The organism is Acinetobacter sp. AG1, from assembly GCF_001005525.1.
Classification (GTDB): Bacteria; Pseudomonadota; Gammaproteobacteria; order Pseudomonadales; family Moraxellaceae; genus Acinetobacter; species Acinetobacter modestus.
Genome location: NZ_LBMZ01000123.1, coordinates 50081 through 65450, shown reverse-complemented (window position 1 = coordinate 65450; position 15370 = coordinate 50081). Strand labels below are relative to the sequence as shown.

The 15370-nt window shown below is 40.3% G+C and carries 12 protein-coding genes; 8 read left to right on the top strand and 4 right to left on the bottom strand.

The window, feature by feature from the left end; genetic code table 11:
- Positions 1-33 precede the first annotated feature (33 nt).
- The gene (locus tag AAV96_RS16140; RefSeq protein WP_005218120.1) at positions 34-390 is read left to right on the top strand and encodes a hypothetical protein; all 357 of its coding nucleotides are present in this window, start codon (positions 34-36) and stop codon (positions 388-390) included.
- Positions 391-479: 89 nt separating this feature from the next.
- Here AAV96_RS16140 and bfmS read toward each other — a convergent pair whose 3' ends face one another.
- The gene (gene bfmS, locus AAV96_RS16135; protein WP_046740045.1) at positions 480-2120 is read right to left on the bottom strand and encodes a sensor histidine kinase BfmS; all 1641 of its coding nucleotides are present in this window, start codon (positions 2118-2120) and stop codon (positions 480-482) included.
- A gap of 40 nt (positions 2121-2160) precedes the next feature.
- The gene (gene bfmR / locus AAV96_RS16130; RefSeq protein WP_004655457.1) at positions 2161-2877 is read right to left on the bottom strand and encodes a response regulator transcription factor BfmR; all 717 of its coding nucleotides are present in this window, start codon (positions 2875-2877) and stop codon (positions 2161-2163) included.
- Positions 2878-3422: 545 nt separating this feature from the next.
- On the opposite strand from bfmR, the gene AAV96_RS16125 reads away from it, so the two are divergent.
- From AAV96_RS16125 to AAV96_RS16100, 7 genes are all read left to right on the top strand, one after another.
- Entirely contained in the window at positions 3423-6257 is a 2835-nt protein-coding gene (locus AAV96_RS16125; protein ID WP_046740044.1) for a ribonucleoside-diphosphate reductase subunit alpha, read from the top strand.
- Positions 6258-6328: 71 nt separating this feature from the next.
- The gene (locus tag AAV96_RS18045; protein ID WP_081407499.1) at positions 6329-6457 is read left to right on the top strand and encodes a preprotein translocase subunit YajC; all 129 of its coding nucleotides are present in this window, start codon (positions 6329-6331) and stop codon (positions 6455-6457) included.
- A gap of 24 nt (positions 6458-6481) precedes the next feature.
- Positions 6482-6946 carry a hypothetical protein gene (locus tag AAV96_RS16120; RefSeq protein ID WP_046740043.1) on the top strand — a complete coding sequence of 155 codons (465 nt, stop codon included), beginning with the start codon at positions 6482-6484 and terminating at the stop codon, positions 6944-6946.
- Positions 6947-6987: 41 nt separating this feature from the next.
- Positions 6988-8271, top strand: coding sequence for a ribonucleotide-diphosphate reductase subunit beta (locus tag AAV96_RS16115; protein ID WP_004663768.1), 1284 nt, complete (start codon positions 6988-6990; stop codon positions 8269-8271).
- A 331-nt stretch (positions 8272-8602) separates the two neighbouring features.
- Entirely contained in the window at positions 8603-10243 is a 1641-nt protein-coding gene (mqo, locus tag AAV96_RS16110) for a malate dehydrogenase (quinone) (protein ID WP_046740042.1), read from the top strand.
- A gap of 80 nt (positions 10244-10323) precedes the next feature.
- The gene (locus tag AAV96_RS16105; RefSeq protein WP_046740131.1) at positions 10324-11565 is read left to right on the top strand and encodes an MFS transporter; all 1242 of its coding nucleotides are present in this window, start codon (positions 10324-10326) and stop codon (positions 11563-11565) included.
- 42 nt (positions 11566-11607) lie between these two features.
- Entirely contained in the window at positions 11608-12063 is a 456-nt protein-coding gene (locus AAV96_RS16100; RefSeq protein ID WP_046740041.1) for a hypothetical protein, read from the top strand.
- Between the two features lie 36 nt (positions 12064-12099).
- Here the strand turns inward: AAV96_RS16100 and AAV96_RS16095 are convergent, their stop codons facing one another.
- Together AAV96_RS16095 and AAV96_RS16090 are read right to left on the bottom strand one after the other, a co-directional pair.
- Positions 12100-13083, bottom strand: a complete 984-nt coding sequence (locus AAV96_RS16095; RefSeq protein WP_046740040.1) for an alpha/beta hydrolase — start codon at positions 13081-13083, stop codon at positions 12100-12102.
- Between the two features lie 176 nt (positions 13084-13259).
- Positions 13260-15320, bottom strand: coding sequence for a choline transporter (locus tag AAV96_RS16090; protein WP_046740039.1), 2061 nt, complete (start codon positions 15318-15320; stop codon positions 13260-13262).
- Positions 15321-15370: the final 50 nt, after the last annotated feature.

The window sequence follows — 15370 nt, the reverse complement described above, 5'->3', positions numbered from 1 at the left end:
GGTATTCTAAAAGTAGCAAACAAGGAGAAAAATATGCATTTAGAATATACACATGACTCAGATTATTTCTTTTTTTCACAGCTGCTGATGCGGCACATTGAAAGTTATATTCGGAAACACCCTGATGCTGATAATGCAATTTTCGACCTAAGAGATATCTATGAAGTTTTTAGAGAAGACTTTGCTGCAACAACAACCAATCTTGAAAGTATTCTAAACATTGCTGATAGCTATAAAGTTGAAACATTAAATGGCGATCAACCATTGATTAAAAGTTATAAAATAGACGTAAAAAATAATTCATTACTTCTGGATTTTAATATAGATGCACTGAATGGCTTAAGGTCTGGTCATCCATTAATCGAACCTGATTCATCTGTTCATGAATAATCAATATTTATGCTTCATAAAAAAATTAAAGCCAAAGCTTGATGCTTTGGCTTTCTTATATTTTTCACATAAGCTTAAATGAATTAAAACTATTTTTTTATGTTTTGTTTATAGCGCTTCGCTGGCCATGTCATGGTAAAACGTGCGCCACCTAAGTTAGGGCTTTGGTCTACCATAATATCTCCACCGAACCAATACGCGATACGACTCACGATTGATAAACCCAAACCATACCCACCTGATGCGCGTGTACGACTATCATCCAAACGAGCAAACGCTTCAAAAATACGTGTGCGCTCTTGCTCTGGAATCCCTGGTCCATCGTCCTCTACACACACATAAGCCTTACCATCAGCACGAACACCACCACTAATTCGAACTTTATGATCGCAATAACGAACGGCATTTCCAACCAAGTTTTGTACCACACGATGCAAATAGCGACGTTCAGCATCTACAGATAATGACAACGGCGGTGCAATTAACTCAATTTCTTTTTGAGTCTTCAATGCTTCTGTTTCCATTGCAACCTGATCGAGCACTTCAACCAATACTACATCTTCGAAGTCTAAAGATGGCGTACCCTGCTCTAGTTTGGCGTAAGTCATAATTTCATCAATTAAAGTATTGAGTGCTTCAATATCTTTATCAATCATATCGACTTGCTGAATTCGATAATTATAGTCATCTTCTTCAGCTAACATCTCCATGCCAAAACGAATTCGTGCCACAGGTGTTCTGAGTTCATGCGACACTGCACGCATTAATTCACGTTGTGCTTCAATCAACCGCTGAATGTGATCTGACATATTGTTATAACTAGATGCCAAATTTGCCATTTCATCTGTGCCTTCAATCGGAACACGTAATGACAAATCACCAGACTTCATTTTATTTAAAGCAAAACGAACCTGACGAATTTTCCGCTCAAGCGGTAGAATTAAACCGTAAACACCTAGACTTAATAAGAATAAGCTAAATAAGGTAATACCTGCTGAAAGCTGAAAAGGCATCCAATTAAACATTGGAACTGGACCTAAGATAAGGACTTGTGCAGGATGATTTGGCATTGGAGAAACAATCGAAATCGTTGTACCACGTACAGTTGCACTATCCTTATATAACAGAATACTTTGATCTTGACGTAAACGACCGATTTGCTCTGAATCTAGATTAATATCTTTAATATTGGCAATCGTAATCGGATAGTAAAAATGCTTTTTAATTCTTTCTAAATATTCACGCTCTTGCCCCGGATAAAAAATCAAATAATCCAGTACAAAAATTGGCAATGCCTTCATTTGGCGCTCGCCGAGCTTATCCACTTTGATATAAAGATAATGTTTCGCATCATCTTTCAGGCCAATAATGATATAACCCACACCATTATTGGCATCATAACGAACCACTGATTTCTGTTCAGCAATCCGCTTTTTCTCAGTACGAGAAAGCTCTACACGTGCTGCATCAACATAGTAGATTGGAAGTTCTAGTAAATCGGAGGCATCAGAAATCCAATCTAGCTTTTGTTGTTTTTGAGGCTGTCGAGATACCCCCTCACTGATGACATACGAAATACCATCCGTCAGAGATTCACGATATTCTTGCGCGCGTTGATAGTTGATGACCTGTACCAGCAAATAACAAAATGCGGCAACAACAACAACTAAAACCACTAATCCAGCATAAATTCGCAAGAAAATGCTGTTTTTTAGTACTCGACTTACCATAAGGGAAATAAATCCAAGCTAATTTAAAGCAAGACGCAAATTATATCCCGTTAGTTTCTTTAACGAATAAATAACCTTTGCTACGCACAGTTTTGATACGTTTTGGATTTTCTGGATCATCACCAATTTTTGGACGAATACGTGAAATACGCACATCGATCGAACGGTCTTGACCATCGTATTCAATACCACGGAGACGCTCAAAAATATCTTCACGAGATAAGATGCGCCCTGCGTTCGAAGCTAACAACCACAATAAGTCATATTCAGCACTCGTAAAATCAACCAATTCACCATTTAAAGTCACTGAACGACCACCGTTATCAATCACGAGATCATCAAACTCAATACGTTGAGCAACTTCATCTTCAACTGTTTTATCAGTACGACGTAATAAAGCACGAATACGAGCTAATAAAACACGTGGTTGAACGGGTTTAGCAACATAGTCATCTGCACCCATTTCTAAACCAAGTACCTGATCCATATCTTCAGTACGTGCAGTTAACATCAAAATAGGCTGATGATAGTGTGGACGAACTTCTCGACAAACGGTTAAACCATCTGCACCCGGTAACATTACATCCAATACAACTAAATCTGGCTGCTCACTGATAATACGGCGAATCGCACGATTACCATCTGTTTCGACCCCAACTTCTAAACCGTTACGAATCAAATACTCTTGTGTTAAGCGTGCTAAGCGTTCGTCATCTTCAACGATCAAAATCTTTGGTAACTTTTCTTCTTGGCTCATTTGTATGCCCCTACAATTAGAGTGAATCTATCTATAAAAATCTGACAGATACATTGGTTTATGTTTTGCAATATACACACGTTTACATTGTAAACAAGTAGGCGTTCACCAAACTGATACACGGCTAAGCACTTTTGTTATATTTTTATTAAAATTATGAATTTTAATATATTTTTTAATTTCACCTGCTTTTTCCGACAGGATGAATTTTTAGTATAGATTTTGTGCCAATGTTAAACAATTTGTTTCTTTCTTCACCCAAAATAATTTAAGTGTTTGTTTTTTGACTTATCCACAGAGTTATCTATAAGCCTTTTTTAATGGCTTTGTTATGCTATGTGCCTGTGAATTCAGCAGTTAAGACATGAAAAAAAATTTACCAAAATGTCAAGGATTGATCTGCTGTAAAAAATCCCGTATCTTGTGTTGAAAATAAACTTTAACCACTAAGTATTGTGTTTATCCCTCAAACATCGTGGCATACATTTTGCTCGATTCAAACGGTCTATGAACATAAAAATAGATGATAATGGAGCTATGCTGACATGAGCATCATCACTTCTACTCCTGGTCAAATTCAGGTAATTAAGCGCACTGGTGAAATCGCGTCTTTTAATGCCGAGAAGATTTCTGTTGCGATCGGGAAAGCCTTTTTAGCTGTTGAAGGTCAACAAGGTGCTGACTCTAGTCGCATCCATGACCGTATCACTCAATTAACAGAGATGGTACTCAATACTTTTAATCGTCGTTTACCTTCTGGCGGTACGATTCATATCGAAGAAATTCAAGACCAAGTTGAATTAGCACTTATGCGTACAGGCGAGCAAAAAGTTGCACGTGCCTACGTTATTTATCGTGAACAACGTGCCACTGCTCGTCAGCAAGCAGGCGCGAACCATCATCCTACCCTTCAAATCACTGATGCTCATGGACAGCTCCAACCATTAGACCTCGGTGCACTCACAGCGACAATCGAAACAGCAAGTGAAGGTTTGGAAGGGATTGATGTTCAAGCGATCGTCGATGAAACCGTTAAAAACTTATACAACGGCGTAAAAGAAAGCGACATCGCAACGACCATGATGATGGCAACACGTACTCGTATCGAGCAAGAGCCAAACTACACGTATGTGACTGCACGCTTATTACGTAATGAGCTAGTGAGCACAGGTTTAGAGTTCTTAGGTCTATCTACAGACACATTAGAAAATGATGCTTTAGAAACTTTCTTGAAGAAAGGGATCGAGCTTGATCTTCTTTCTGCTGATCTTCTTGATTTTGACCTTGCAAAATTGGCAGCAGCGATCCAACCAGAACGTTCAAACCAGTTTACTTATTTAGGTCTACAAACTTTATTTGACCGTTACTTCATTCACTCAAATGGCGTACGTTTCGAATTACCGCAATTATTCTTTATGCGCGTATCGATGGGTCTATCATTAAATGAAGAAAATAAAGAAGAACGTGCAATTGAGTTCTATAACTTATTGTCTAGCTTCGACTACATGGCTTCTACGCCAACCCTGTTTAACTCTGGTACATTACGTCCACAATTATCAAGCTGTTATTTAACAACAATTGGTGATGACCTATATGACATTTATGGTGCAATGCGTGACAACGCTATGCTCTCAAAATGGGCTGGTGGTTTAGGTAATGACTGGACACCTGTGCGTGCTTTGAACTCATATATCAAAGGCACAAACGGTAAATCACAAGGTGTTGTTCCATTCCTGAAAGTTGCAAACGATACGGCTGTTGCAGTGAACCAAGGTGGTAAGCGTAAAGGTGCAGTCTGTGCTTACTTAGAAACTTGGCACTTGGACGTTGAAGAATTCCTAGAGCTACGTAAAAACACAGGTGATGATCGTCGCCGTACACATGACATGAACACAGCGAACTGGGTTCCTGATTTATTTATGCAACGTGTATTTGAAGATGCTGAATGGACACTATTCACACCTTCTGAAACACCAGACTTGCATGACTTAACAGGTGCTGAATTTGCTGAGCGTTATGCACACTACGAAGCTGTAGCAAAACAAGAAAACATGCTACACAAGAAAGTACGTGCGAAAGACTTATGGCGCAAAATGCTTTCGATGTTGTTCGAAACAGGTCACCCGTGGATCACATTCAAAGACGTATGTAACTTACGTTCACCACAACAACATGTAGGTGTAGTTCACTCATCTAACTTGTGTACAGAAATCACTTTAAATACAAACCAAGATGAAATCGCGGTCTGTAACTTAGGTTCGATTAACCTTGTACAACATGTTCAAGGTGGTGTGTTAGATCGTGAGAAACTTGCTCGTACCATTAAAACTGCAGTACGTATGCTTGATAACGTCATCGACATTAACTACTACGCAGTACCACAAGCGAAAAATTCGAACATGAAACACCGCCCTGTGGGTATGGGTATCATGGGCTTCCAAGATGCGTTATATGAAATGGGCATCGCTTATGGTTCAGATGCAGCAGTAGATTTTGCTGATGAATCAATGGAAGTGATCAGCTATTACGCAATCGAAACGTCGAGTAACTTGGCAATCGAACGTGGTGCTTATTCAACATTTAAAGGTTCATTGTGGGATCAAGGTATCTTGCCAATCGACTCTTTAGAAATTGTTGCGAAATCTCGTCCAGAGCGTATGTTCGAAGTTGATCGTACTCAACGTTTAGATTGGGATAGCTTACGTACTAAAGTTCAAAAAGACGGTATGCGTAACTCGAATGTGATGGCAATTGCACCTACTGCAACGATCTCTAACATTTGTGGCGTGTCTCAATCAATTGAGCCAACATTCCAGAACTTGTATGTGAAATCTAACCTTTCTGGTGAATTCACTGTAATCAACCCTTACCTTGTTCGTGCATTAAAAGAACGTGGTTTGTGGGATACTGTGATGGTGAATGACCTGAAACACTTCGAAGGCTCAGTACAAAAAATTGCGCGTATTCCTGAAGAATTAAAAGCAATCTTCGCAACTGCGTTTGAAGTGGATACACGTTGGATCGTAGATGCTGCATCTCGTCGTCAAAAGTGGATCGATCAAGCACAGTCATTGAACCTTTACATCGCTGGCGCGAATGGTAAGAAACTTGACATCACGTATAAGATGGCATGGTTACGTGGTCTTAAAACTACGTATTACCTCCGAGCTTTAGGTGCAACATCTGCTGAGAAATCAACAATTAATACTGGTGCACTGAATGCAGTAAAACCAGCGACAATTGAAGCACCTATCGTTGCGGCTCAAGCAGTTGAAGAGAAAAAACCTGAAGCTCAAGTTGAAGAAGATGGTTTCACAACAGCAGCTCCAGTACCAATGGCTTGTTCAATCGACAATCCAGATTGTGAAGCTTGTCAGTAATTATATCTTGGAGAAACCCTTCTTAAATAAAGTAGGGTTTATTTAAGATTTAAAGGAAAGAGGCAAAGATTATGTTGAATATTAGCCATAACTATATGTTAGGACTAGCTGTTTTAATCTTTGCCTTTATTTTCTTTTATGTACCAATGGTCTATGCATTTTTAGCCATTCGGAAACAGCAGCGTAAGCAAGATCAATAAAGTGCTTTATTGGGAAGTAGAACTATGCTTCAACCTGATTTAGAACGATATGCTAATACCCCTGCTGTTTTAGTACAGATTTATGTCGATCGGATAGTACTTCATTATCCATCTTCTACAGAATATCTAACTGAATGTGCACAGTTTTCACATCCACGTTCGTTATTAGGTGATTTTAGTATCGCTGAAACTGCATTAACGCAGTTACTCAAACGTGGTGGTGGCGGTTTTAAGTATTTAGCTCCTTATATGTTTATTCAAGCAATGGAGCGAATGGAATTTGGTTTAACACAAGTAGAAATACGAGCATTACAAGAGCTAGGGCTAAGTAGCGGAGCAAGAGCGATTGCCATTTATGATGAAACAGGCAAATTATTAACGCCAAACTCACTTCCCGCAGCTATCAATCTCAAACGTTTAGCGATGATGGGATTGATTATTACCCTTTTTGTTTTGCTGTGTTTTTTATACGCCATTTTCATTTTTTAAAACTGCAATGTAAATAAATTAAGATTATAGTGAGATTAAATATGTCTATCCTTAGCTGGGACGATTTTGAAGATGATACGCAAAAACCGACTGCACCTGAACACAAGTCTGCGTCCCTCGACTCGCAAAAAACGGTTAATACGCAAGTGGTATCTGATTCAGAGCAACCATCGCCGCGCGTGGCAGTTGCACAACCCACTGGAACCAGTACCATCCGATCAACAAATCCAACCGATTCGTTGGCTCGAGCATCTCAAGCCTTAGAAAACCTTGATGTTGCACCAGGCTTGGAAGAGCTTGAAATGGGTGCACAGCGCGTACAAGTTGATGATAAAGCTATGATCAACTGTCGTGCCGACTTAAACCAACTTGTTCCATTTAAATACGAGTGGGCTTGGCAAAAGTATCTTGACGGATGTGCAAACCACTGGATGCCGCAAGAAGTGAACATGAACCATGACATCGCGCTTTGGAAGTCTGAAAATGGCTTAACAGAAGATGAGCGTACGATTGTAATGCGTTCTTTAGGTTTCTTCTCAACTGCAGATTCGTTGGTTGCAAACAACTTGGTATTAGCAATCTACCGCCATATTACAAACCCTGAATGCCGCCAATATATTTTGCGTCAAGCATTTGAAGAAGCGATTCATACACATGCGTATCAATACTGTATTGAATCTTTAGGTATGGATGAAGGCGAAGTCTTCAATATGTATCGTGAGATTCCTAGTGTTGCGCGTAAAGCGTCATGGGGCTTGAAATATACACAGTCATTAACTGATCCTAATTTTCATACAGGAACACCTGAAAACGACCAACGTTTACTTCGGAACTTGATCGCATTCTACTGTGTACTTGAAGGTATCTTCTTCTACTGTGGCTTTACTCAAATCTTGAGTATGGGTCGTCGTAATAAGATGAACGGTGTTGCTGAACAGTTCCAATACATCCTACGTGACGAATCTATGCACTTGAACTTTGGTATTGATATGATCAACCAAATCAAGATTGAGAACCCTCACCTTTGGACTGCTGAATTCCAACAAGAAGTCATTCAAATGATTCTTGAAGGTACGATGCTTGAGATCGAATACGCACGTGACACGATGCCACGTGGTGTATTGGGTATGAATGCAAGCATGATGGAAGAATATTTGAAATTCATCTGTAACCGTCGTTTATCACAACTTGGTTTACCAGAGCAATTCGCTGGTGTAACAAACCCATTTGCGTGGATGTCTGAGATGATGGACTTGCGTAAAGAGAAAAATTTCTTTGAAACGCGCGTAACAGACTACCAAACTGGTGGTGCGTTAAGCTGGTAAGATCATTTAGTGGAAAAAGGCTGTCATTAGACAGCCTTTTTTAATGGTTATAAATATTGAATGTCCCTTTAACCTACAAAACTTAGATTGACTAGAACAAGAAACAATAAAACCTATAATCTACTATTCAAAATGACTTGAATAATACATATTGCAACATTTGGTATACCAAAATCCTTTCTATATTAAAGTAAAATTCACAAACTTTTTCTCCAAACATCAGTCAAGACAACCCTTTTACTGATGTGCCTTTATTGTGCCAATTCTTATTGAAATCCTTTCTCTCTATATTACCCATATAGGGAGTCATTTAATTTTTAAGGTAAATTGAATGAAAAAATTCTGGAAGTATTTATTAGTACTATTGCTAGTACTAATAGTGATTGCTATTGCCTTTCTTTTTAGACCGATTACGTCTAAGGCAATTAAAACGAAAAATGATGAAACTGTTGTTGATGTTGTATTGGTCGGCGGTGGAATCATGAGTGCCACACTTGGTACTTACCTCAACGAGTTACAACCTGACTGGAACATCCGCATGTATGAACGTCTTGATGCTGTCGCACAAGAAAGTTCAAATGGCTTTAACAATGCGGGTACAGGACACTCTGGCTTTATGGAAATGAATTATACCGAAGAAAAAGACGGTAAAATGGACATTTCTAAAGCTGTTAAAGTGGCAAGCCAATTTGAAATTGCTAAGCAATTTTGGGCTTACCAAGTGAAACAAGGTGTATTAGAAACACCTAGTACATTCATTAACCCAGTACCACACATTGCATTCGTATGGGGTGATAACGTGAACTTTATGGAAAAGCGTTATGCTGCCATGGTTCAAAATCCGTTATTCGCTGGCATGAAATTAAGTGAAGACAAAGCCGAAATTCAACAGTGGGCACCATTGGTGATGGACGGTCGTGATCCTCAGCAAAAAGTGGCTGCAACCCGTATGGACGTTGGTTCTGACGTGAACTACGGTGCAATCACCAAGCAATTGATTAACAATCTCGAGAAAAGTCCAAACTTTAAACTCAGAACTTCAACTGAAGTCACTGGGATTAGTAAGAATGACGATAATACTTGGTCTGTTGCATTCAAAGATGTCAAATCTGGTGAAGTCAGTCATGTAAAAACACGTTTCGTGTTTATTGGTGCTGGCGGTGCTGCAATTAAATTATTGCAAATGACTGGTTTACCAGAAGCGCAACAATATGCTGGTTTCCCTGTGGGTGGTGAGTTCCTTGTGACTGACAATCCTACAGTAACAGCAAAACACACAGCCAAAGTCTATGGTCGTGCTGATCTTGGTGCGCCTCCGATGTCTGTTCCACATATCGATACTCGTTATATCGACGGTAAAAAATATGTATTGTTTGGCCCATTCGCAACTTATTCAAACAAGTTCCTGAAAAATGGTTCACAGCTTGATTTGCTTGCATCGACCAACAAAAACAACGTGTTGCCGATGGCTGCAATTGGTCTACAAAATGCTGATCTTGTTCAGTATCTGGTCAGCCAAGTATTGATGTCTGATGCAGATCGTTTCAATGAGTTGAAAAAATACTACCCTGAAGCTGATCCAAAAGACTGGCATTTACAACAAGGTGGTCAACGCGTTCAGATCATCAAGAAAGAGCCAGGCAAACCTGCTAAATTGCAATTCGGTACAGAAATCTTTGCCTCTAAAGATAAGTCTGTAACGGCATTGTTAGGTGCTTCTCCAGGTGCGTCTACATCACCTTACATCATGCTTAACTTGCTTGAAAAAGCTTTCCCTGAGCAAACCAAAGGTGTATGGAATGCTAAGTTACATGAAATCGTGCGTTCTTATGGTAAAGACCTTTCAACCGATCCAGCGTTGTTAGATCAAATCCGTCAGTACTCAAGTTCAACTTTAGGCTTGAACTATACGACTCCTGCTAACTTGGTTCCTGCTAAGAAAGTCGAAAAAGCGGAAGCTGTTGCGCAATAAGCAACACCACGCCCTTTGAAAATGGGAGGAGTTTTAGCTCCTCCCTTTTTCTTTATTTGTATGTTTTAAATCTACGCCTTATGTCTTCTGCTGTACCTCATTCTGCTTTTGCTGCATTTGCCAGTCGTGACTTTAAGTTATTGACCGTCAATCAATGCTGTCTGACTTTTGCGGTGCTGATTCAAGAAGTACTGGTGGCCTTTTATCTCTATCAAATCACCAAAAATCCGCTCATTCTCGGCCTAGTTGGGATCATGGATTTCTTGCCTTTCCTCGCCCTGTCTTTATGTGGAGGTTATATTGCTGACCGTTTTAATCGTCAACGTATTTTGCAGATCAGCTTTAGCTTTGCCATTCCCTTATCGATTGCTTTATGGATCAGTTTTGATCTTTTCCACAACCAAACCATCAGTGCAAATTTCTTATTAATCTCATGCTTGAGTATTCTGTTTTTATTTGGCTGTATTCGCGGTATTTATAGCCCCTGCTTTAACTCCTTACGTCCTTTTGTCGTACCCGAGCATCTGTATACCAATGCGGCAACATGGACCAGTATGTGCTGGCAAGCTTGCGGTATACTTGCACCCGTGGTTGGCGGTTTTCTGTTGGCGCATCTCGACCTAGATATTACTTTTGCTGTGATCGTGGCACTTTTCCTTACGGGCAGTATTGCTCTATGGTGTTTGCAAAGGCGAGCGTTTCCTCAAATCCAAACAGAGTCGGTAACTCAAAGTCTAAAGGAAGCACTGCAATTTATTTTTAAAACCAAAATTATTTTTTGGGCGATGTTTCTTGATCTTAGTTCTGTTTTCTTTGGTGGCATCATCGCACTGCTGCCCATTTTTGCCCAAGATGTTTTACATATCGGTGCAGATGGTTTTGGTCTATTACGCGCCGCACCTGCATTTGGTGGCTTGATCATGCTGCTGATCTTGGTGCGTTACCCACCCAAATCCAGACCGTGGCAGATGATGCTGATTGCGGTCACTGGCTTTGCGCTATGCACCTTGTTATTTGCTGTTACCAGACAGCTGTATTTTTCAGTCTCAGTTCTCATTATTATGGGGGCATGTGACAGTATTAACATTGTCATTCGTCAAACCATACTGCAACTGATTCCACCCAAGGACATGCTTGGACGTGTCGCTGCCATCAATGGCATCTTTGTCACCTCGAGTAATGAGCTTGGTGCGTTGCAGTCCAGTGTGATGACGCGCTTTTTCAGCGTGATTACTGCGATGTTGATTGGTGGTTCGCTATCTTTGCTCTGCGTTGTTTTAACAAAGATCAAGACCAAAGATTTATTGAAGTTTCGTTTTTAATTTCCCTATTAAACAAACAGTTATTTTAAAATTCAATGTCATATGAAACATACTTTGCCCGCGTCTTCAGGCCTCTCTAAATTTATTATTTTTTCCGTTTTTGTATGGCTGGTCTTGCTGTGGCTGCAATCGACCTATATTGTCATTATTGGCGGTCAAGCCTATCTGTTTTGGACCTCATTTGGCCTTTTAATATTGAATGTGCTTAGCTTGCGACCGACGATTTTAAAGAATCGGATCGCCTTCGTGATTACGGCTGCCTTGCTGATTTATCTGGTATTTAACTCGCTGTTTTGCACGTATTTGATGATCGCTTTTTATTGTATTTTCTACCTCTATTCAGATGAATATAAGCATAAACGCGCCATTAAATTGATCAGCCTATTTTTGATCATGATCATTTTTGCGATCTATCAAAGCCAATCACTGCATGAACTGAAAAGCCATTATGCAAACTATGAAACGGGTGAAACATGGCAAAAATATGGTGCGCTATAAACCCTAAAATTTATATTTTTTGTGTTCTTGATCAAATCATTTTTGTCTATATGCAGCCATAAACTGAAGTGTATCCTGCAAAGTCAGTTGAGCAGGTTTAGTGTCCAATAGAAATTGATATTCGTGTCCTGTAGGATCAGTTTTCTGATCAAAATATCTTGATTGCGTTACTACACCGACTTTCTGTAATTGTTTTTCTAATTCACGTGCTTGTTGTTCAAATGATGCGGTATTGCCATCTGTTAAATAAATTGGTGGCAGTGTTGAGTTTAGATATTCAGACACGACCAATCCTTGATCCTCAGTACGCGTCAGCCAATCTTTATCCTGCAAATATGCCCAACCAATACGTCCAAAGACAAATTGGGTAATTGCTGAATTTGCTTGGAGAACCATATTTTTCAGATCATAGGGACCACAATACAATAAAGCTCCTCGAATCTCAGATGGATTTAACGTATTGGGAATATTCATTAAATTTGCATATGAAGGATTTGATTGAATAAGTAAAAATTGCAACGCAATCTGTGCTCCCGCAGAATCACCTGCAATAAAAATATTCGACATATTTAAATCATGTTTTTTAGCAATACTACTTTTTATATAACGAATCGCTTCCGAAACTTGGATGACAGGTTCAGGGTATTTCGTAGTCGGTACAAGTTCATAATTGAGTACGATTACAGCGTAACCTCGCGCTGCTAATTGAGTTGCGTAGTCTTTGACCTCAAGCTTATCGCCACCTACAAAACCACCACCATGAACCCAAATCACGACCGGGTGATCAGGTAAAGGAGTTTGAGTGTTATAGAAATCGAATGTATTTCTCTGATATTTTGATGGATAGGTTAAGTTTGTTGACACAGCCACATTTGACTCTTGGTATTGAGCAGGCCGTAAATCTTTTGGAATACTAAATAAACTATGCTGCAATAACCAAATCGTTGGTTTAGGACTAACAAATAATACAGATACGAATATCACAACAATAAGAGCGCAAAACATAATTATTCTTTTCATTTGAAGCTCCTCTCAAGTCTCATATTGATTGAGAATCAATATACAAGATCATTATTCTTTTCAGATGATATGCAGATTATTATGATTGCAAGCTAGAACATTGACCAGCTTATACTTTGCAAAATCTTCTAGGTTTAAAAAAACCTCACATGACGTGAGGTTTTTTATTGCAACAATTAGTCTTGTGAATCAGGATACAAAGGACGATTACCGGGACTAATACGATTGATATGCAAAAAAGTCATATGACGTTCATACTTATCCAAGATGTCATTAATCACCTGTTCTTTGGTATATCCAACCAAGTCATTGTCCTGAGAACCTTCATATAAGAAAGTTTCCAGACGGTAATAGAACTGTTTGCCGCGTTTACCACGCTCACTAAAAGTCGGCGCGATATAACGTACTGGCCAGATCTGGTACACGAAGTTATGTTCTTCTTCGATGTAAATGGTGAGATCAAGATGATACAGGCTTTCGCTTTCTTCGACTTCACCCTGCGTCACTTCGACATTCATGCCACGCTTCACCAACTCATCCGCCACGGTTTGTACCGCAGGTTTACACACGTTATCGAGCATACGTTGAGTCTCGCTACTGCCTGGATGATGCATGACACGGGATAAACGCTGTTTCCAGTTCAAAATGTCCACATTTCCGACCACAGGCGCAGCATTCAAACTCCGGCTGGCTTTACGATAATCCTCTAAACGTAAGGATTTATATAAGCCCGCCATCACCAACAGCATCACAAAGCTAAACGGCAAGCCCATGATTACGGTGGCACTTTGCAGTGCGGTAATCCCGTTGGCCATCAGCATCGCCACGGTGAGCAAACCGATGGCAGTTGCCCAGAAGATTCTCAGCCAACGTGGTGCATCATTATCGACATTGGAGAACTTGGTAGTAAAGTTACCGAGTACCAAAGCCCCTGAATCGGCAGACGTCACATAGAACAATAGCCCCGTAATGGTGGCGATCCCCGCAATAAAGGCAAAGCCTGGATATTGCGCCAACAGGTCATAAAAACCATGTGCAGGATCAGTCAGAACGGTTTGTGCCAGTGCCGTATTGCCTTCAAAAATTACGTTATATAAGGCGCTATTCCCAAAAATAGACAACCACGTAATCGTGAACAATAAAGGAATGATCAAGGTGCCACAGACAAATTCACGAATGGTACGACCACGTGAAATACGTGCCAAGAACAGTCCCACAAATGGTGACCATGCGACCCACCATGCCCAGAAGAACAAGGTCCAACTGTTCATCCAGTCTTTTGGTCGGTCAAAGGCAAAGCTTTCCAAGGCCAAACTTGGGAAACGACTGATATAGTCACCAAAGTTTTGTACCAAGGCATTGAGCAAGAATTCGGTATTGCCGAGGAACAGAACGAACAACATCAAGCCAATCGCGGCATAGATATTGATTTCAGACAGTACCTTGATGCCTTTATTGACCCCTGCCGTCACCGAAATAATCGTGACAATCACAGCAAGACCAATCAGGGCGATCTGAATCCATAGATTTTCAGGTACATCAAACAGTACATGCAAACCATAATTGATCTGCACCACCGCAATACCACAGGTGGTGGCGATACCAAAGATCGTACCAATGACTGCGGCTGTATCGACGGTATGCCCGATCGGCCCATCAATTTTATTCCCAAAGATTGGATATAAAGCAGAACGAATGGTCAGCGGCAAGTTATAACGATAACTAAAATAGCCCAAGGCCATCCCGACCAGCGCATACATGCCCCAACCCGTTAAGCCATAGTGGAACAGCGTCCAGACCATGCCCTGACGCGCAGCTTCATAGGTCTGTCCCTCGCCCACAGGAGGATTCATATAATGAGACAGCGGCTCAGCCACCGAGAAGAACATCAAGTCTGTGCCGATGCCCGCTGCGAACAGCATGGCCGACCAACTCAGCAAGCTAAACTCAGGTTTGGAGTGCTTCGGACCGAGCTTAATATCACCATAACGCGAGCAGGCAATAAAGATCACGAAGATCAGATATAGCGTTGCTGCCAGCAAGTAATACCAGCTGAATTTATCACTGACCCAAGCCAGCACCACATTAAGTAAGTGGTTGGCAAAGTCATTAAAAAAAATCGTAACCAGTGCAAATGTTAAAATAAGTAGAGCTGAAACATAAAAGACCACACGATTTAACTGGTCTTTATTCGCTAATGTAGAATCATCAACCGCTCTTGGATTATCTGTTGCCATACAATCCTCAGGGAGTTAGAGAACAAAAAGAAAATATTCATCGACGTCTT